We start from the raw sequence: 19,459 nt of genomic DNA on the forward strand, positions 1-19,459 counted from the left end.
GCGATCAAAAAAGGCAGCATAGAGCTGCCTGAGGTTATTGACAACGTGCTCACCACGGAGAGAACAGGCAGACAGTAAAGACGCCGTAACCCCATACTTGGGGGCTCGAGCCGCGCCATCCCTGGCGTGGACGCTTTACTCTTCTGGCTATCCTCTCCGCCTAACATTGAGTCATCCGGGTTTGTCAGCCGTCTGGCTTATTCGTAAAGGTTTTCGTTTACTTGCTGGTATCGAGTTCCGGGAAGTTCTTCACCAAATCGTCGATAGCTTTCATTTGCACCAGGAATGGCTCCAGCTTGTTTAATGGCAAGGCTGATGGACCATCACACTTAGCACTGTTTGGCTCTGGATGCGCCTCAATGAACAACCCAGCCAGACCCACAGCCATACCTGCACGGGCCAGTTCAGCCACTTGAGCACGGCGACCACCTGATGCTGCACCAAATGGGTCACGGCATTGCAGTGCATGGGTCACGTCGAAAATAACCGGATGACCGCCAGTGGCTTTTACCATGACATTGATGCCCAACATATCAACCACCAGATTGTCATAACCGAAGTTGCTGCCACGATCACAAAGGATAATTTTATCGTTGCCGGCCTCTTTGAACTTCTCGACGATATTGCCCATCTGACCTGGGCTGACAAACTGAGGTTTCTTCACGTTGATCACCGCATCGGTGCGGGCCATTGCTTCAACTAAATCAGTCTGACGAGCAAGAAATGCCGGTAACTGGATAACATCAACGACTTCAGCAACTGGCTGGCATTGGCTTATTTCGTGAACATCGGTGATCACTTTTACGCCAAATTGCTTTTTCAGCTCCTGGAAAATTTTCATCCCTTCATCCAGGCCAGGGCCACGGTAAGAATGAATTGAAGAACGATTGGCTTTGTCGAACGAGGCTTTAAAGACGTAAGGGATGCCCAATTTTTGAGTCACTGTAACGTAATGCTCGCAGATGCGCATCGCCAGATCGCGTGACTCAAGCACATTCATACCGCCGAACAGCACGAAAGGTAGGTCGTTCGCTACATTGATAGCGCCAATGCTAACCACTTTCTGTTTCATACTAATACCTTTATAAAGGGTAAATCGAGATTAATTACAGCCGGTTATGCCAACAACAAAGAGCGATTACACTACGTTGTGGCACCACCGCCATAGAACAGAGATTAGTGCAATGTCACTCGTTGTTGTTCAATGGAGTGGATCTGCATTTTTATCATTTCGGCTATCGGGTCTTCTGGGCATTGCTCAACAAAATAGCTTAAATCAGAGATGGCAATGTGATTGCAATCCAGTTGGGCATAAATTAGGCCACGATCGCGGATTTCATACGGGTCATCGGGATCAAAAGCCAATACCGCTTCACTGGCACGTAATGCCAGCTCCATCTGTTTCTCTTCCATTAATGCCGCTTTCAGCGTGTCGAGCATTTTACGCACAATCAGAGTGTTTTCCGCTTCGTCGAGATCTTCATCTTCCAATTCGGCACTCAACCCCAGATTACCTTTGATCCACACTTCCAGCATATGCTCGTTCAGTGTTTCACCGTTCAACGGATTAATCAGCCACATTTCTTCGTCTAACCAATCAGCACGAAGAATTAATTGAGTTGGAAAGATAACTGGCATCAGTGGCAGATCCAACTGATGGGCAATATGCAGGAAAATAACCCCTAGCGACACGGGTGTTCCCTGCCGCTTATCCAGTACTTTATCCAGCCAGATAGCGTCTGACAGGCGATATACCCCCCCTGCACCGCCAAATTTCCATTTGCGATAAAATAGATCGATAAGCACTTCTAATTGCTGATCCTGATTGAAATCGGCGGGCATCGCTGCCCGAGCATCATCGACGAGCTGTTGCAGTTGTCTGCGCACATCAGCCAGTGGAAAATCCTGTCGAATCTCCTGGGTAACCAGTAACACCCCATCACACAGGGACGCGTTGTTAAATTCGAAATCAGCAATGCTACTCATAGATATCCCATCAGCAGTGGTAACTTAGTTGTTGCCAGTTTGACAATCAAATACAGGCAACCCAATGCGAGTATAAAGGCAAGCCAGCGACGATTCTGGCTCTGGGTTCGCTTACCTAATGCAACATAGCCAAGCAGGATATAGATAATAACGCCAAACAACTTTTCAGTCAGCCATGTTCCTTGCGGACTGAAAGGGTAAAATCCAGTAATAAAAATCAAGACAATGCCGCTAACAAACAGCAGCGTATCATTGATGTGCGGCGTTATTTTTACCCAGCGTTTTTCCATCATGGCTGAACCGCGACATTTCCAAAAAAAACGGAGTACCAACAGCGTAATACTGATAACCACTGTGAGTAAATGCAAATACTTCATGGCGATGTAATCAACCCACATGATTCTTGCTTCCTTATCTTACCCTGCTTAATTGGCATTGCCGCGAGGTTATCAGCTCGCGTCTACACCAATGACTTGGGGATATATTAATTATTTGTCGTTTTTATTATTCGTCACAGAATAAATTGTACATAAAGCCGGAGTTTTCTTGATTACGTGCCCCATTGCCCCAGAGTAACACGATCATTATTACCATAATCTTTATGCGTCATTACAGCACTAAATCCCGCTTTTTTAAGGTGTTTCTGTACTGTATTGGCTTGCTGCCAGCCATGTTCCAGCATTAACCAGCCGCCCACCTCTAAATAAGCCGGTGCCTGGCGGATAATCTCCGCCAGATCAGCCAGACCTTCGGCCGCGGCCACCAGCGCACTGTGCGGCTCATAGCGGACATCCCCCTGGCTAAGATGAAGGTCATTGGCATCAATATATGGGGGATTGCTGGCAATAAGGGTAAAGCACCCGCTCACTGATTCAAACCAATTGCTTTGCAGAAAATGAACATTAGCTATCGCGAGTTTTTCTGCATTATGGCGGGCCAGAGCAACGGCATCCGCTTTAATATCAACCCCTACCACCGCGCAGTCTGGCCGTTCGCTGGCCACAGCCAAGGCAATGGCACCAGTACCGGTGCCTAGATCCAAAATACGACAAGGGGTAGCCGGTAAATGCGCCAGCGCCTGTTCAACCAGGCATTCGGTGTCCGGACGCGGGATAAGTGTGGCGGAGGAAACACTGAGCGGCAGCGACCAGAACTCACGCTCCCCGACCAGATAAGCAATCGGCTCGCCCTGCGCACGGCGGACTGCCAGTTGATCCAATATCGCTAACTGCCCGGCGGCCAGCTCAGTTTCACCGAAAGCCAACAAATAGGTTCGCGCCCTTCCGGTCACAAAACTCAACAAAATCTCGGCATCGCGCTTCGGGCTGTCACTTTGCGTGAAACGGGCTGCCGCTAACAACAACCACTGCTGATAATCCATTAATCTTGCTCGGACAACGCAGAGAGCTGATCAGCTTGATATTCCTGCACAATTGGCTGGATAAGCATGTCCAGTTTACCTTCCATCACTTCATCCAGACGATACAGTGTTAGGTTGATGCGGTGGTCAGTCACGCGCCCCTGCGGGAAGTTATAAGTGCGATTACGGTCAGAGCGGTCACCCGTTCCTAATAAATTGCGACGCTCGGAGGCCTCTGCCAGTTGGCGTTTTTGCATTTCAGCGGCACGGATACGCGCCCCCAACACTGACATTGCCTTGGCTTTATTTTTATGTTGTGAACGTTCGTCCTGACACTCCACTACCAGCCCCGTGGGAATATGGGTAATACGGATCGCCGAATCGGTGGTGTTAACGTGCTGACCACCCGCACCTGAAGAACGGAAGGTATCAATACGTAAATCACCGGCGTTGATTTCCGGCATTTCAGCTTCAGGAATAGCCGGCATGACCGCAACCGTGCATGCAGAGGTATGAATACGGCCTTGTGATTCGGTTTCAGGTACCCGTTGAACACGGTGACCACCTGACTCGAATTTCAATCGCCCGAAGACACCATCGCCGGAAACCTTGGCAATCACTTCTTTATACCCCCCATGTTCACCCTCGCTGGCGCTCATGATTTCCACTTTCCAGCGGCGTGCCTCAGCATAACGGCTGTACATGCGGAACATGTCACCGGCAAAAATAGCCGCCTCATCGCCGCCAGTCCCGGCGCGTATCTCCAGGAAGCAATCACGCTCATCATCAGGGTCTTTGGGGAGCAATAACACCTGCAACTGCTGTTCCAGCTCTTCGCTGCGCGCTTTGGCGTCTTTCAGTTCTTCCTGTGCCATTTCACGCATTTCAGCATCGCCCAGCATCATTTCTGCGGCTTCGATATCATCTTGCACGCTGCGCCATTCTTTAAAACAGCGAGTGACATCCGTCAATTGCGCATATTCACGTGATAACGCGCGGAAACGGTCTTGATCGGCAATAACGCTGGCATCGCCAAGGTACGCCAGCACTTCTTCGTGGCGCTCTTGTAACGCTTCCAGTTTGGCAACAATAGAAGACTTCATCCGTGGTTTTAAACCCTGTAATTAGAGGAAACTAGTGCTGATCCAGCCCAAGGCTGTCGCGTAATAATTGTAACCGCTCCATATCACCGTCACTGGCGGCTTGCTGGAGAGATTTGGTGGGCGCATGGATCAGGCGGTTGGTTAGCTTATGGGCCAGTTCATTGACCACCTGTTCTACATTCGCGCCCTGTTCAATGGCGGCCAAGGCTTTAGCCGTCATTTCACTGCGAACCTGTTCAGCCTGAGAGCGATAATCACGAATGGTTTCGACCGCCCCCTGAGCACGCAGCCAGGCCATAAAATTCATACTTTCTTGTTGGACTATCGATTCAGCCTGAACCGCAGCCGCCTGACGTTGTGCCATATTGTGCTGAATAATCGCGTGTAGATCATCAACACTGTATAAATAGGCATTAGCCAGTTTACCCACTTCAGGCTCGATATCCCGTGGTACGGCGATATCAACAAACAGCATCGGCTGATTGCGACGACTTTTCAGTGCCCGTTCAACCATCCCTTTCCCAATAATAGGTAATGGGCTGGCAGTTGAACTGATAATGATGTCGGCATCAGCCAGACGGGCGTCTATTTCCGGCAAAGTAATCACTTCGGCCCCAACCTCGGTTGCCAACAATTGGGCGCGCTCGCGGGTGCGGTTAGCGATAATCATATGCTTGACTTGATGCTCACGCAGATGACGTGCCACCAGCTCAATAGTTTCACCGGCACCGACCAGCAACACATTCAGGTCAGAAAGTGACTCAAATATTTGCCGCGCCAGCGTACAGGCAGCAAAAGCCACCGAAACCGCACTGGCACCTATTTCTGTTTCAGTGCGAACCCGTTTGGCAACGGAGAATGATTTTTGGAACAGACGCTCCAGCTCGCCGGACAGCGATTGGCCGCGCTGTGATTCAGCAAAGGCTTTTTTCACCTGTCCCAAAATCTGTGGTTCGCCTAACACTAGAGAGTCCAACCCACTGGCAACCCGCATCAAATGGCTCACAGCTTCATTACCGTGGTGCCAATACAGGCTTTTTTTCACTTCGTCCGGGCTGAGTTTATGATAACTACACAGCCAAGCGACCAGTTGTTCGTGCAGATTTTCTTGCTGTTCTACGCTAAGGTATAACTCCGTTCGGTTGCACGTAGACAATACGACACCGCCCTGCACCAACGGTTGTTGGAGCAAGCTAGCAAGCGCCTGATCGATCGATTCCGGTGAAAATGTCACGCGTTCACGTAGCGATACAGGCGCAGTTTTGTGGTTAATACCTAATGCAAGCAGAGTCATGAGAACGGCTTCGAGTAATACTGTTGTTAGTATGGATTCTCGTCTGAACCGCATTCTACTTGATGCGCGGGATCAATTAAAGCCACACCGCATCTTCCTAAGTATTATCCCAAATTATGATCAATTATTGGTTATCTGCTGTACAACATCGAACAAGATATTGACGCTCTGCCCTCAGCCCGTTAGCGTGAGCAGAGAAAAACCTGCGACCGATAGGATTTATACCCATATGTTTGTGCGTAACTTCAGTTTTTATCGCCTATTTCCTTTAGCCACTCTGTTGCTGGCTGCCTGTAGCATCACACCACCAACGGGTCCTGCAACCAGCCCCACATCGCCACAATGGCGTCAGCATGAGCAACAATTACAGCAATTGAGCCAATTCCAGACCCGTGGTGCTTTTGCTTATATCTCTGACAAACAAAAAGTGTATGCACGCTTTTTCTGGCAACAAACCGCGCCTGAGCGCTATCGCCTATTACTGACCAACCCACTCGGTAGCACTGAACTGGAGTTGGTGGTACAACCGGGGGTTACCCAGTTGACCGATAATCAGGGTAAACGCTATGTCAGTGATAATCCGCAAGAAATGATTCAAAAATTGACCGGCATGTCCATTCCATTAGACAGTTTACGCCAATGGATCCTGGGGTTACCTGGGGATACCACCGATTTTACGCTGGACGATAAGTACCGTTTGAAGCAACTGACGTATAAACAAGATGGCGTGACGTGGGTGGTTGATTATCAGGAATATAATACTCAGGTGACGCCATCATTGCCGAGCCGTATGGAACTGAGCCAAGGTGGGCAGCGCATCAAACTGAAAATGGATAATTGGACTGTCAAATAATATGGTTAGTACCCATCAGCATCTGTGGCCGTCACCCGCAAAATTGAACCTATTTCTTTATATCACCGGGCAACGGGCCGATGGCTATCACCAATTGCAGACCCTATTCCAGTTTCTCGATTATGGCGACCAACTGACGATAGTGCCTCGGGATGACAACCTCATTCGTTTATTAACGCCAGTCCCTGGGGTAGAAAATGAGCAGAATTTGATCGTCCGGGCGGCACGGTTGCTGCAACAACAATTTTTACAGCAGCCGCCCGGCACGGTAAATATGCCGCGGGGGGCGGATATCAGTATTGATAAACGTTTGCCGATGGGGGGGGGGCTGGGCGGCGGGTCTTCCAATGCAGCAACGGTGCTGGTAGCACTCAATACGCTGTGGCAATGTGGCCTATCTGATGAAGAATTAGCTGCTCTTGGGCTCACATTAGGTGCCGATGTGCCGATATTTGTTCATGGGCATGCCGCTTTTGCTGAGGGAATTGGTGAAAAATTGCAGCCAGCAGAGCCTGCGGAGAAGTGGTATTTGGTGGCACACCCCAATGTAAGCATCCCAACACCCATTATTTTTTCCGATCCTGAATTAAAAAGAAATACGCCAATTCGCCCACTGGCGGCGCTTTTAAGCACTCCGTACGCAAATGATTGCGAACCGATCGCAAGAAAACGTTTTCGCGAGGTTGAACAGGTTCTTTCATGGCTGTTAGAATACGCTCCGTCACGCCTTACCGGAACCGGCGCTTGTGTGTTTGCAGAATTCGACACGGAATCATCGGCCCGGCAGGTGTTAAGTATTGCCCCAGAGTGGTTGCACGGGTTTGTCGCCCGTGGCGTGAATGTTTCGCCCCTGCATCGTGCTCGCTCTGGGAGAATTAAACGTTGTGAGCACAGATAACGATTTACAGCAAAGGTTGAAGTAATGGCCCCACTGACCTTGGTTTCTGAAAATATTTGTCTCATTTGATTGAAAGCCGGTTCATAATGCTGTTTTGTTTTGGCTTTAAATACCCGTATGTATATTGCAATCAGTATGAATAATCGCCCCTGATTACTGATATGACAATATCTTCTCTGGACGCATGCCTGAGGTTCTTCTCGTGCCTGATATGAAGCTTTTTGCTGGTAACGCCACCCCGGAACTAGCACAACGTATTGCCAACCGTTTGTACACCAGTCTTGGTGACGCCGCTGTAGGTCGTTTTAGCGATGGCGAAGTGAGCGTGCAAATCAACGAAAATGTACGCGGCGGTGATATTTTCATCATCCAGTCCACCTGCGCACCCACGAACGATAACCTGATGGAACTGGTTGTCATGGTTGATGCCCTGCGTCGCGCCTCCGCAGGACGTATTACTGCTGTTATTCCTTACTTCGGTTACGCTCGTCAGGATCGCCGTGTGCGTTCCGCCCGCGTACCAATCACTGCCAAAGTTGTTGCCGATTTTCTCTCAAGTGTTGGGGTTGACCGCGTATTGACAGTGGATCTTCATGCTGAACAAATTCAAGGTTTCTTTGATGTTCCGGTTGATAACGTATTTGGTAGCCCAATCCTGCTGGAAGATATGTTGCAGCAGAATCTGGAAAACCCAATTGTTGTCTCTCCAGATATCGGCGGCGTGGTCCGCGCCAGAGCCATCGCAAAACTGCTGAACGATACTGATATGGCAATTATCGACAAACGCCGCCCACGCGCTAACGTTTCTCAGGTGATGCACATCATCGGTGACGTTGCTGGCCGTGATTGCGTTTTGGTTGACGATATGATCGATACCGGTGGCACGTTATGTAAAGCAGCTGAAGCGTTGAAAGAACGCGGTGCCAAGCGTGTATTTGCTTATGCAACTCACCCGATCTTCTCTGGTAATGCGGCTGAAAACATCAGACATTCCGTCATCGACGAAGTGATTGTTTGTGACACTATTCCGTTGTCAGCTGAAATCAAAGCCTTGAAAAATGTGCGTACTCTGACGCTGTCCGGCATGTTGGCTGAAGCCATCCGCCGTATCAGTAATGAAGAGTCGATTTCTGCGATGTTTGAACATTAATCAGTAGCAGATAAAGAAAAACCCGTTGAAGCAGATGCGACAACGGGTTTTCTACTCTTGCTCATCAATCTCTTGAGCCGTCATTACTCCTCCCCCTAACAATCAGTCAATTGGGAAACTGCAAAGCAGAAAGATCAAGCCTATGAATGCCTTTCCTTCCGGGTGCAACGTTTATCAAAGTGCTTAACCCACCAATAGCGGTCGGCAACTTGTTCACGCCCACCAACACGTGCGCCAACCAACCACAACAGTGCACCAACAAAAATACTCATTACGGCACCATGGGCAAAGAATTGTGGTAAACCAAGTTGGGTAACCTCAGTCAGGATTGAGTAACCTACCCCAACGACCATGGTAACCAACCCCAAGCCCATCAGCACGTTACCCATCATTGCTGCGTTTTTACGTTTCATATGCCACCTCCAGTTGGGTTGTCAATAAATAACCACTCGGCCAGGCACTTAAAGCTGCTTGCGTAGTGCGATTATTTATATCCACTTAATAACTAAGTATAGTCAGGCTAGCGATGAAGGTATTGCGCTAGAGATCACAACTGACAAATATATTTCAACAAATCTTTACACTATCCAGACAGTTGGCACCAAACTTGAATTATACATAGGAGTAACTATTCACATCTCGAACCATTTCCTCTCAATAAATCCACACTAGCAGTTTTGTTATTCTGCGCCATGACAGGTAAACTGTGGCACTTTATTTCCTTTAGTAATAGCGAATGATGACGTGAGCTGTATTAAATTAATCGTTGGGCTAGCAAATCCAGGCGCTGAATATGCCCAAACCCGTCATAATGCGGGTGCCTGGTATGTGGATTTATTGTCTGAACGCCATAACCAGCCCCTAAAAGAAGAGAGCAAATTCTTCGGTTATACCGCGCGGTTAAATTTGGTAGGCCAAGATATTCGCTTGCTGGTGCCGTCTACATTTATGAATCTCAGTGGCAAGGCTGTAGCCGCAATGGCGGGGTTTTACCGTATCCTGCCGGAAGAGATCTTAGTCGCACACGATGAGTTGGATATTCCGCCAGGCGTGGCAAAATTAAAACTGGGCGGCGGTAACGGGGGTCATAATGGCCTGAAAGATATTCAGAGTCGGTTGGGCAATAATCCTAACTTTTATCGTTTACGCATCGGAATCGGCCATCCGGGTGATAAAAGCAAAGTCACTGGTTTTGTGCTAGGAAAACCACCGGCGAGCGAACAAACCTTAATTGACGAGGCCATTGACGAAGCTATCCGCTGCACTGAAGTGTTACTGCAAGAAGACATTACCAAGGCAATGAATCGCCTGCATTCTTTTAAGGCTAATGCATAAAGACTTGCCCGGTTCCCCGGCGAACTAACATCGGCTGGGGGACCTGTATCTTGTCTCATTCGTTTTTATTACACAGTGCATTGACCCCTTGTTGCCCATCGCCGGTCAACACCACGCCCGAGATTATCACCCTAACCCGCCCGAGAAAATTGTTACTCTTACTGTCATATTCATCAGCGATATCGCTCAGTTTATCGCTACAAAAAACTGTCTCCCACTCATCCACTTTTTTCTTATTATCTGACAGGTCATGGCGGCGCTCGAATTTGTCAGTTATGGCAGTAAATTTCAGTTGAATGCTGTCGACGTCCTCATAAAGCGTTTTTTTTTGGTAACCCACATACCTTACGCTGTTGCCTGTTTGGTCTTCTATCGCGACACCATATTGGTCAATTAACGGTGCAAAGGTTGGCGCAGGAGACTCAATATCTGCCGTCAAAAACCGCATCCCCATGATACCGGCCATTCCCCCTAACAGAACGACCATTAACCACTTATAGAGACTCATTTCCATTGGGATCATCCAAATTCAGTATGCAGGCCATAATCACTAGTTATCGGACATTAGTCAGAAAACTTCAGATGGTGAAAGCGTGATCCCCGACACAGAGTTAGAAAAATCAATTACCTATCAGCCATAATAACCAAAATGCTCTTGGCACCGAAACTGCATGATCGAGATAAATCCTCATTATGTGTATAATGGCGGCATAAATTTTGATTACATCGGCACGTTAACCCTAACGAGTTGATTTTTAAGTTATTTAAGGTGATATAAAACATGGGATTCAAATGCGGTATTGTGGGCCTGCCTAACGTTGGTAAATCCACCCTGTTCAACGCGTTGACACAAGCGGGTATCGAAGCAGCTAACTTCCCGTTCTGTACCATTGAACCCAACACGGGTGTGGTACCAATGCCGGACCCGCGTCTGGACCAACTGGCCGAGATAGTTAAACCTCAACGTATCTTGCCAACTAGCATGGAATTCGTCGATATCGCCGGTCTGGTTAAAGGTGCCTCCAAAGGCGAAGGCTTGGGTAATCAGTTTCTGACCAATATCCGTGAGACTGAAGCTATTGGTCATGTGGTACGTTGTTTTGAAAATGACAACATCATCCATGTTGCCGGCAAAGTTGATCCGGTTGATGACATTGATACCATCAATACTGAGCTAGCTCTTTCGGATCTGGAAACCTGTGAACGTGCCATGCACCGTGTTCAGAAGAAAGCTAAAGGCGGCGATAAAGACGCAAAAGCTGAACTAGAAGCACTGGAAAAATGCCTGCCACATTTAGAGAATGCTGGCATGCTACGCGCATTGAACCTAACCGCAGAAGATAAAGCCGCTATTCGTTATCTGAGCTTCCTGACGCTGAAACCCACCATGTACATTGCAAACGTCAATGAAGATGGCTTTGAAAATAACCCATACTTGGATCAAGTTCGTGCTATTGCTGCAGCGGAAGGTTCGGTGGTAGTGGCTGTTTGCGCCGCAGTTGAATCTGACATTGCAGAGATGGAAGATGCTGACCGCGCTGAATTTATGGCCGAGTTGGGTATTGAAGAACCGGGTCTGAACCGAGTGATCCGTGCTGGTTATGAATTGCTGAATTTGCAGACCTATTTCACCGCTGGCGTAAAAGAAGTGCGCGCCTGGACCATCCCGGTAGGTGCAACCGCACCACAAGCTGCCGGTAAAATTCATACTGACTTCGAAAAAGGCTTTATTCGCGCACAAACTATCGCCTTTGATGACTTTATCACCTACAAAGGTGAGCAAGGTGCGAAAGAAGCAGGGAAAATGCGTTCAGAAGGCAAAGAGTACATCGTAAAAGATGGCGACGTGATGAACTTCCTATTCAACGTCTAAATAGCCTCTGTTGTCTTATGAGGTTTCAGCAAATCTCATAAATACCAGAAACTCATAAAATCCACGCGCTTGCGTGGATTTTTCATTTCATAGCGTCTCATATTGTTTCGTGGCAGTGCTGTCAAAAATGAGCATATGGGTAAGTTACCAGGCGGAATGGCAGCATGACGACAACTGGACGCGCGACCGCACAGCGGTAAAACACCAATGGATCGCTACTTTGCAAACGCCATACTCTGATGCCGTCCATGCAGACTATCATCCCAAGAATGAACGCATTCAAAATGCAAAATGATAAGCTCGATCTTGAACTGAAAAAATTCAAATGATGTCTATGAATCACACAAGTTATAGCTATCTACCATATTTAACAAATGATTACCTTTAGTACGATAAGATTAAGTTTTCATCATTCACATTAGTTTACAACGGTAATTAATTACTTTTATTACCAAGTTGGCGAAAAAAATGTACTCGACTACGCTTAAGAAGTACGGCTGAATAAGCCTACGTTAATGCCAACTTTTAGCGCACGGCTCTCTCCCAAGAGCCATTTCCCTGGACCGAATATAGGAATCGTATTCGGTCTTTTTTTAACTGGCTTATTTTAAAGATTATTTTTCAGTAACAACAAAAATACATGAAAACCACACGAATGTTGATATGCGGCTTTTTATAGCATCGCGCATTCCTTGCTCCTCGTAGCAAGCTATTTTTGGCACAATGTCATGGCGCGCTGCTGGAACGGTTCCAAACTCATTTTATGACCTGGAGCCTCACTATCGTCCAGTAACAAAACATCTAATGGTTTCGCGAGTACATGGCCAGACTTCATTTGTACGGTCGCAAGATCATTGAGAGGATATTGCACTAACGTACTAGGATTAATCACAAATAAAGCATTACCTGCCCGGCATTCCAGCATCACTTCTTCTCGGTTAAATGCCCATTGTTTGCCAAATTCAAACTTACTGACAGTCACTATCTTCCCGGCAGCAATAGCGTTAACTGATAGCATCAGTAACGATAATGTCAGCACAAAACTCTTCATCTTAAATATCCTCAATTAACTGATTGCTTTGATTTTCTCGCATACAGAGGAGTTAATGCAAGCTTGGTCGCAATATCGGCTGCCTGTCGCTAACGCTAAACCGGTGCCATGGTAGCAAAAATACTGACCAACAGTAGCACCACCGCGCCAAGGGTAATTTCTATATAGCTGTTTACAACGAGCCAATAGTGAGCTTTAGCCGGTAATTGCTTGAGCATAGGAACAATGTGATAGCGGTTAACCAAGGCAACAACAATCATAAATATCACTAATACCACTTTGCTAAGCAATAATATCTGATAAGTTGATGTCAGTGCCAACGAAGTATCGCGCAACATAATGATGCTGTTAATAACCCCCGTCACCAATATCAATACAACGGCCAAATGCCCCCAACTTGAGAAACGAATCAGAGTCGTGATGGCTTCGCGTTTAACATTATTATTGTGGGTATAAGCGAGGCAAATCAGGAGTGGTGGTAGGCAACCCAGCCAGTAACCCGCACTGAGCAGATGTATGATTTGATTCGTCTGATGCACCCATCCCAATACACCCCCATGCATCGCCGCATGCCCGGTAAAGGCAAGGCTCGCGAGCAACAGTGTTGAGCAACCCGCCATTAACCGGTAGTCACCTCGGGATAAACCCAGCAATACTATCCACAAACTCAGGATGGATAAACCAAGATGCCATTGCCATATCTGACCAAAGCGGGTTCCCAATACCGCCCACCAAATAGTTAACCGGTAAGTATCAGCCCAACCATCTCCCATCATGCCAGCCTGAATAGCCAAAAGGCCAATAGCAGAAAGCAACCCCAGCAATGTACTGAAGATAAGCAGAGGTGACAGGCGTTTTTTGAGTATTGAAGAGAAACCGACTGGCGCTAACACGGCGGTGAATACACTGATGCCAAACATCAGCATCACCGCCAGAAAATGCATAAAGCGACACAGAATGAATAGAGTCGCCAGTGACATATTATTTCACAGTGAAACTGTATGTGCCTTTGGTTTTATGACCATCAACAGACACAACATGCCATGAAACGTTATATTTTCCTGTCGTTAATGCGTGATCAATTGGCAGAATCAATTGTGTGTTATTTATCGGGTCCAATTTGAGATCACCGGTTTTCACCACATTGTTATCTGGGCCAGTCACTGTCACGCCACTGAAATTCAGTTCAATACCTTCAGAAAAACCCAGAGTCAGGGCTTCTGGTGCTGCACCGATAGTGGTATCGGCAGCAGGCGACTCTATTTTCAGGTGCGCGTGAGCCAGAGCTTGCTGGCTGGATAGCCCAACAAATAATACAATAAGTGCCGAAAGCATGCGGCAAGAAGAACGTACTTTGCGAATAAACCGTACTTTGGAAACAGTCATAGTATCCCTTAATCTATGGGGAGAAGAATCAGTCTGCTACCAACCATATCCTATATTGGTAACGCGAACCCCCGTCACTTCCAGTCAATTGCACTACCTGTGAGATAGCACACAAAATAAAACGCCAAATTGCAGGTGGTGTTTGAAATATCGCCAATTATTGAACAATAATTCAGCTCGCGATTTTGCCGTTGTTGCAAATGATAACGATTTGACTATAACAAGTCGATAAACTATATCTAAACAACATGCAATTAGCACGAAAACAATAAGATAAGGCAAAGTAGTGCAGCAGGTGTTGCGGGGCGATAACGAAAAACCGCAGTTTTGGATCCTCTGGTTGGGGATCTGAAACTGCGGCAGCATTCTAACAGTGCAAATCAGACCTGAATCTTAAGCCTGAATGTGGCTTTGGGCTGCCATTGTTTTCAGATCTTTATCAACGAAGAACAATGCATTACCGCTATTTCCGACTAATGCCAGTTTATCCAGAATAGATTTGAACAACTTTTCTTCTTCGTGCTGTTCAGACACATACCATTGCAGGAAGTTGAATGTGGAGTAGTCTTGGGTTGTCATGGCAGCATGCGCTAACTCATTGATTTTACAAGTAATTAATTGCTCATGCTCAAAAGTCTTCTCGAACACCTCAGCCAGCGATATGAAATTAACTGGAGGTGCGCTAATTGCCCCCAGAATCGGCATAGAGCCTGTTCCACAAAGGTATTCAAACAAACGCTGCATATGCTGCATCTCTTCTTGAGAATGCTCTTTTAAAAATGCGGCCGCACCTTCAAAACCGTTATCACTGCACCAGGCACTCATTTGTAGATAAAGATTTGCAGAGTAAAATTCCAGATTCAGCTGCTCATTGAGCTTTTGTGCCATTTCTATTTTCAACATAGTAATTCCCTTATTTTTATAATGCAGGTAAACAACGATTATCTTGGCGTATTATGCCAAGGTAAAAACAAAATAAGAACACCCTATTCACATTAATATTATCTAAAAAAAATAAAAACTTTAACCATTTGATTTTAAATAATTAAAAATAAATATTCATTGAATTGTTATAGGAATCATTAACATTACGTATAAAATACTAAAAGGAATGATTATTATTAAAATTCGGGCTAGATAAATAATAGGCATTTAATATGAAAATTATATTATTGCTATGCTGGAGTCTATAAATACACGTTGTTGGGCAACATTAGTCACTTGCCAATATCTGCCGCCTGCATTACCTTTTGCACTATAACCCCCACGGCCCAAGAAGGAGAATAATATGGGATATAATTTAGTCGAGCTTTCTGCCGAAGAAACAGCAAAAATGAATGTGGATTTGGCCGCGTCAGGTGTTGCGTTTAAAGAGCGCTATAATATGCCGGTGATCCCTGAAATGGTGGCACGAGAACAACCGGATGAGCTGCGAGAGTACTTTTTGCAACGCCTGGCTCATTACCGCAACGAATCGAATAAATTCTCACGTTTACCGTATGAACCTAAGATGAAGTAATTGCGGGATACCCCCGCGGGCATCTACCTGCGGGAGTGAGTCGGATAAAATCGTCAGAATTTACGGGCAAACTTGTCGGTAGCAAGTATCAACTGGTGCAAAATTCCTGGTTCGTCAAAGGAATGACCAGCACCCTCGACAATATACAATTCAGCCTCTGGCCAAGCTTGTGCAAGATCCCAGGCATTCTGTGGCTGGCAAGCCATATCATATCGGCCGTGAATAATAACCGCAGGAATATGGCGAATACGTGTCACGTTATCCAGTAGTTGGTTATCACTGTCTAAAAAACCGGAATGAATGAAATAGTGATTTTCAATTCGGGCAAAAGCCAGAGCAAAATCATCTTCACCAAAGGAAGCCGAGCTTTTGGTCGGGAGTAAAGTGACGGTTTCACCTTCCCATAGGCTCCATATCTTGGCAGCCTCCAGTTGTACTGCTTTGTCCGGTGAGGTCAGCCGCTTATGATAAGCAGCAGTAACATCGCCCCGCTCTTCTGGTGATAAAATCGATAACACACGTTGCCACTTATCTGGGAAGAAACGTGAGGCACCCTCCTGATAGTACCAATACAACTCTTTTTTACGCAGTGTGAAAATCCCACGTAGAACCATTTCACTGACTCGTTCAGGGTATGTTTCACCATAAGCCAGTGCGAGTGTTGATCCCCAGGAACCGCCGAATATCAGCCATTTATCTACGCCAGCCATTTTGCGTAGCTGCTCAATATCATCGACTAAGTGCCAGGTAGTGTTGTTGTCCAGACTGGCATGAGGTTTTGATCGCCCACATCCGCGTTGGTCAAATAGCAATACGTCATATTCCCTCGGGTCAAAAAGCTGCCGATGATAAGGCGCAATTCCCCCGCCAGGGCCACCATGAATAAATACCGCAGGTTTACCCTTAGGATTGCCGCAACGTTCCCAGTAAATCTGATGCCCATCACCGGTGTCTAATAAACCACTGTCGTAGGGTTCATACGCTGGATAAAGCCCACGTAACTGTTCCATTATTTTTCCATGATTGTTATTAGACATTCAAGTTATCAAAGCCTATACAGCGCGCAGGGTCAATGATAAAACATCACATTTACGCCAATCACCCGATTAATTCCACCAACTGGCGATAATTACACCATATCTCAATAAACTTTCCAGTGTTATATCGTCACATAGTAAGAATTGAACGGTAACAAGAGAGATTAAGATTTAATAATACTCTTGTTAAACAATATATTAACCACAGTGATGCTTTCTTCCCTTGCAACTCACCCTCATAAGGTGGTTAATAGGAGGGCGTACCAACCTAACCGAAGGTAAGAGAGGCAAGCCATGAGTAAGGGAATGGACACAAAAAAGAGCGCGAAGAAAAAACCGCTAAAAACACCAGCCGAAAAAAAGGCTGATAAACGCGCTAAGAAGTCATCTTCTACCAGCGCTGAATAACGGGCTTTTCGTCTCGTCACTGAACCCGCCACTATAGGCGGGTTTTTTTGTGGCTAATCAGGCCAGAGCAAGAATAAATGCATATTCCAAAGCGATATCTTCATAGGCTTTGAAACGCCCCGATTTACCACCATGACCTGAATCCATATCGGTATAAAGTAGCAATTGGTGGTCATCAGTTTTCATTTCACGCAGTTTAGCGACCCATTTTGCTGGTTCCCAATACTGAACCTGAGAGTCATGCAAACCAGTGGTCACCAGCATATGCGGGTAATCCTGAGCTTTAACCTGATCGTATGGGCTGTATTGCTTAATGTAATCGTAATACGTCTTATCGTTCGGATTGCCCCATTCATCGTATTCGCCGGTGGTCAGGGGGATAGACTCATCCAACATGGTGGTGACCACATCAACAAATGGCACCTGAGCGACCACACCTTTATATAATTCAGGGGCCTGATTAATAATTGCGCCCACTAATAAGCCACCCGCGCTGCCCCCCATGGCGAAAACGCGTTTGGCATCACCATAGCCCTCAGCTACCAGCGCTTTGGTGACGTCGATAAAATCACTGAATGTATTTAACTTATTAAGTAACTTGCCATCTTCATACCACTGCTGCCCCAGCTCACCACCACCGCGAATATGGGCCAGAGCAAAGACAAAGCCACGATCTAACAGGCTTAAGCGGCTGCCACTGAATGCAGGATCCATGCTGCTGCCGTAAGAACCATAGCCATAGACCAACAGCGGATTGCCCCCTGTGACAAAGTGATCGCGATGATAGACCAAGGAAACCGGCACGTTAACGCCATCCGTTGCCGTAACCCAAATCCGTTCACTGCGATACTTTTCCGGTGTGAAATTCTTCACTTCCTGCTGCTTAAGCAACTGACGTGCGCCGGTATCCATATTAAGCTCAAACATCGAGCTAGGCGTGGTCATCGAGGAGTAGCCATAACGCAACAGTTCAGTTTCTGGCTCAGGGTTATACGCCAGCCAGGTAACATAGGTTGGGTCATCAAAAGAAATGGATTTCTCTTCGCCAGTAACCCAGTGAATTTGCCGCAAATGTGTCAACCCTTCACTGCGCTCCTCCACCACCAGCCAGTCACGGAATAAGCTGAACCCTTCCAGCATAACATCCGTTCTTGGGGCAATTAATGACACCCATTGTGATTCATCAGCAAAATCACTTTGCTCTTTACCTTCTTCGGCTATTTTATACAGGCCGAAATTCTTGCCATCTTTATTTGAGCGTAAATAAAAATGCTGCTTATAGTGGTCCAGTCCGTATTCATGGTCTTTGCGGCGCGGTGCAAACATCTGCGGTACCGGTTCAGGTAAGTCGGCATCCAAAAGCAAAATTTCAGAGGTTGTCGTGCTGCTCAGGTGAATAACAATGAAACGCTCAGAAGTGGTTTTTTCCAGACCAACATAGAATGTATCGTCAGTTTCTTGATAGATTAGTTGATCCAACTGCGGATCTGTCCCGACTACATGGCGATAAACTTGATAAGGCAATAACGTTTTTTCATGTTTGCGCACGTAATATAGGGTTTTTGAATCATTGGCCCACTCAAAATTACCTGAAGTATTGCTGATAACTTCTTCGTGCCAAACATCACTTTGCAAATGCTTTACCCGGATATCATATTGGCGGCGCGATAAAAAATCTTCTGCAACAGCCAATAGCTGATTATTCGGGCTGACATCTAAACCACCTAAGGTATAAAACTCGCGGTCTGCCGCCCGCTGGTTACCATCCAGCAAAGTTTCCCAACTGCAGTCAGCCCAAACCGGCTGACGCACATAAATGGCGTATTCATTACCTGGTTCAAAACGCGTCTGATAACGATAACCGTTGCGAATATAGGGAACCGATTCTTCCTGCGGCGGAATACGGGAAACCATCTCTTGATACAAGGTTTCGCGCAAGGGTTGTTGCGGTTTCAATACTGCGTTAGTGAAATCATTCTCAGCCTGCAAATAGTTCAGAACATCAGTGTCTGTACGTTCATCATCACGCAGCCAATAATAATCATCTACACGGGTATCGCCGTGCATTGTTATCGGATAAGGGCGTTTATCTGCCTTTGGAGGTATGGTCATTGGTTGAATTATCCATCTGTGTTCGTTACCGCGAGAGTGACACGATTACTTGTTGATGCCAAGTATCAGCATAGGCTTATAATTTAGCGGAAGT

Annotated in this window: 20 protein-coding genes and 1 pseudogene; 7 read left to right on the forward strand and 14 right to left on the reverse strand. The window is 46.6% G+C overall.

Translation table 11 applies throughout. The features are described 5' to 3' along the window. Nucleotides 1-217: 217 nt before the first annotated feature. From kdsA to hemA, 6 genes are all read right to left on the reverse strand, one after another. A complete protein-coding gene (kdsA, locus tag AEP37_RS12520) occupies nucleotides 218-1,072 on the reverse strand; it encodes a 3-deoxy-8-phosphooctulonate synthase (protein WP_049613626.1) in 855 nt (284 codons plus the stop codon). Nucleotides 1,073-1,176: 104 nt separating this feature from the next. Continuing rightward, a complete protein-coding gene (sirB1, locus tag AEP37_RS12525; protein ID WP_049613627.1) occupies nucleotides 1,177-1,986 on the reverse strand; it encodes an invasion regulator SirB1 in 810 nt (269 codons plus the stop codon). After that, nucleotides 1,983-2,384: a SirB2 family protein gene (locus tag AEP37_RS12530; protein WP_049613628.1), complete on the reverse strand. Its 402-nt coding sequence runs from the start codon at nucleotides 2,382-2,384 to the stop codon at nucleotides 1,983-1,985. Before AEP37_RS12530 ends, sirB1 begins: the two co-directional genes overlap by 4 nt. Before the next feature lie 152 nt (nucleotides 2,385-2,536). Continuing rightward, nucleotides 2,537-3,367, reverse strand: coding sequence for a peptide chain release factor N(5)-glutamine methyltransferase (gene prmC / locus AEP37_RS12535; RefSeq protein ID WP_049613629.1), 831 nt, complete (start codon nucleotides 3,365-3,367; stop codon nucleotides 2,537-2,539). Next, nucleotides 3,367-4,449: a peptide chain release factor 1 gene (gene prfA / locus AEP37_RS12540; RefSeq protein ID WP_049613630.1), complete on the reverse strand. Its 1,083-nt coding sequence runs from the start codon at nucleotides 4,447-4,449 to the stop codon at nucleotides 3,367-3,369. Before prfA ends, prmC begins: the two co-directional genes overlap by 1 nt. A 31-nt stretch (nucleotides 4,450-4,480) precedes the next feature. Further along, the gene (hemA, locus tag AEP37_RS12545; protein WP_049613631.1) at nucleotides 4,481-5,743 is read right to left on the reverse strand and encodes a glutamyl-tRNA reductase; all 1,263 of its coding nucleotides are present in this window, start codon (nucleotides 5,741-5,743) and stop codon (nucleotides 4,481-4,483) included. A 229-nt stretch (nucleotides 5,744-5,972) separates the two neighbouring features. On the opposite strand from hemA, the gene lolB reads away from it, so the two are divergent. The 3 genes from lolB to prs all read left to right on the forward strand — a co-directional run bounded on the left by lolB (nucleotide 5,973) and on the right by prs (nucleotide 8,644). Then, on the forward strand, nucleotides 5,973-6,596 hold the full coding sequence (lolB, locus tag AEP37_RS12550) for a lipoprotein insertase outer membrane protein LolB (protein WP_049613632.1): 624 nt from the start codon (nucleotides 5,973-5,975) through the stop codon (nucleotides 6,594-6,596). 1 nt (nucleotide 6,597) lies between these two features. Beyond that, on the forward strand, nucleotides 6,598-7,494 hold the full coding sequence (ispE, locus tag AEP37_RS12555) for a 4-(cytidine 5'-diphospho)-2-C-methyl-D-erythritol kinase (RefSeq protein ID WP_049613633.1): 897 nt from the start codon (nucleotides 6,598-6,600) through the stop codon (nucleotides 7,492-7,494). Nucleotides 7,495-7,696: 202 nt separating this feature from the next. Continuing rightward, a complete protein-coding gene (gene prs, locus AEP37_RS12560; RefSeq protein WP_053101963.1) occupies nucleotides 7,697-8,644 on the forward strand; it encodes a ribose-phosphate diphosphokinase in 948 nt (315 codons plus the stop codon). Nucleotides 8,645-8,784: 140 nt separating this feature from the next. Here the strand turns inward: prs and ychH are convergent, their stop codons facing one another. Next, on the reverse strand, nucleotides 8,785-9,057 hold the full coding sequence (gene ychH, locus AEP37_RS12565; RefSeq protein ID WP_049613635.1) for a stress-induced protein YchH: 273 nt from the start codon (nucleotides 9,055-9,057) through the stop codon (nucleotides 8,785-8,787). A 331-nt stretch (nucleotides 9,058-9,388) separates the two neighbouring features. Between ychH and pth the strand changes: the two genes are divergently transcribed. Continuing rightward, a complete protein-coding gene (pth, locus tag AEP37_RS12570) occupies nucleotides 9,389-9,979 on the forward strand; it encodes an aminoacyl-tRNA hydrolase (protein ID WP_049613636.1) in 591 nt (196 codons plus the stop codon). 55 nt (nucleotides 9,980-10,034) lie between these two features. On the opposite strand, the gene AEP37_RS12575 is transcribed toward pth, so the two are convergent. Continuing rightward, a complete protein-coding gene (locus AEP37_RS12575) occupies nucleotides 10,035-10,493 on the reverse strand; it encodes a hypothetical protein (protein ID WP_049613637.1) in 459 nt (152 codons plus the stop codon). Between the two features lie 267 nt (nucleotides 10,494-10,760). Between AEP37_RS12575 and ychF the strand changes: the two genes are divergently transcribed. Together ychF and AEP37_RS26120 are read left to right on the forward strand one after the other, a co-directional pair. Next, nucleotides 10,761-11,852 carry a redox-regulated ATPase YchF gene (gene ychF, locus AEP37_RS12580; protein ID WP_049613638.1) on the forward strand — a complete coding sequence of 364 codons (1,092 nt, stop codon included), beginning with the start codon at nucleotides 10,761-10,763 and terminating at the stop codon, nucleotides 11,850-11,852. 151 nt (nucleotides 11,853-12,003) lie between these two features. Further along, a pseudogene (locus tag AEP37_RS26120) lies at nucleotides 12,004-12,181 on the forward strand (IS481 family transposase); the annotation flags it as partial. A gap of 380 nt (nucleotides 12,182-12,561) precedes the next feature. Here AEP37_RS26120 and AEP37_RS12585 read toward each other — a convergent pair. The 4 genes from AEP37_RS12585 to ftnA form a co-directional block, all read right to left on the reverse strand. Further along, complete coding sequence (locus AEP37_RS12585) at nucleotides 12,562-12,903, reverse strand: YebY family protein (protein WP_049613639.1); 342 nt, start codon at nucleotides 12,901-12,903, stop codon at nucleotides 12,562-12,564. A gap of 95 nt (nucleotides 12,904-12,998) precedes the next feature. Then, nucleotides 12,999-13,883 carry a copper homeostasis membrane protein CopD gene (gene copD, locus AEP37_RS12590; protein WP_049613640.1) on the reverse strand — a complete coding sequence of 295 codons (885 nt, stop codon included), beginning with the start codon at nucleotides 13,881-13,883 and terminating at the stop codon, nucleotides 12,999-13,001. A 1-nt stretch (nucleotide 13,884) separates the two neighbouring features. Then, entirely contained in the window at nucleotides 13,885-14,289 is a 405-nt protein-coding gene (yobA, locus tag AEP37_RS12595) for a CopC domain-containing protein YobA (protein ID WP_049613641.1), read from the reverse strand. Nucleotides 14,290-14,682: 393 nt separating this feature from the next. Then, the gene (gene ftnA / locus AEP37_RS12600) at nucleotides 14,683-15,192 is read right to left on the reverse strand and encodes a non-heme ferritin (RefSeq protein ID WP_049613642.1); all 510 of its coding nucleotides are present in this window, start codon (nucleotides 15,190-15,192) and stop codon (nucleotides 14,683-14,685) included. Between the two features lie 385 nt (nucleotides 15,193-15,577). Between ftnA and AEP37_RS12605 the strand changes: the two genes are divergently transcribed. Further along, nucleotides 15,578-15,808: a DNA polymerase III subunit theta gene (locus AEP37_RS12605; protein ID WP_049613643.1), complete on the forward strand. Its 231-nt coding sequence runs from the start codon at nucleotides 15,578-15,580 to the stop codon at nucleotides 15,806-15,808. A gap of 53 nt (nucleotides 15,809-15,861) precedes the next feature. Here the strand turns inward: AEP37_RS12605 and pip are convergent, their stop codons facing one another. Next, nucleotides 15,862-16,818 carry a prolyl aminopeptidase gene (gene pip, locus AEP37_RS12610; RefSeq protein ID WP_049613644.1) on the reverse strand — a complete coding sequence of 319 codons (957 nt, stop codon included), beginning with the start codon at nucleotides 16,816-16,818 and terminating at the stop codon, nucleotides 15,862-15,864. 492 nt (nucleotides 16,819-17,310) lie between these two features. After that, nucleotides 17,311-19,365 carry a S9 family peptidase gene (locus AEP37_RS12615; protein ID WP_049613645.1) on the reverse strand — a complete coding sequence of 685 codons (2,055 nt, stop codon included), beginning with the start codon at nucleotides 19,363-19,365 and terminating at the stop codon, nucleotides 17,311-17,313. Between the last annotated feature and the right edge of the window lie 94 nt (nucleotides 19,366-19,459).

The sequence above is a fragment of the Yersinia pekkanenii genome, from assembly GCF_001152565.1.
GTDB lineage: Bacteria > Pseudomonadota > Gammaproteobacteria > Enterobacterales > Enterobacteriaceae > Yersinia > Yersinia pekkanenii.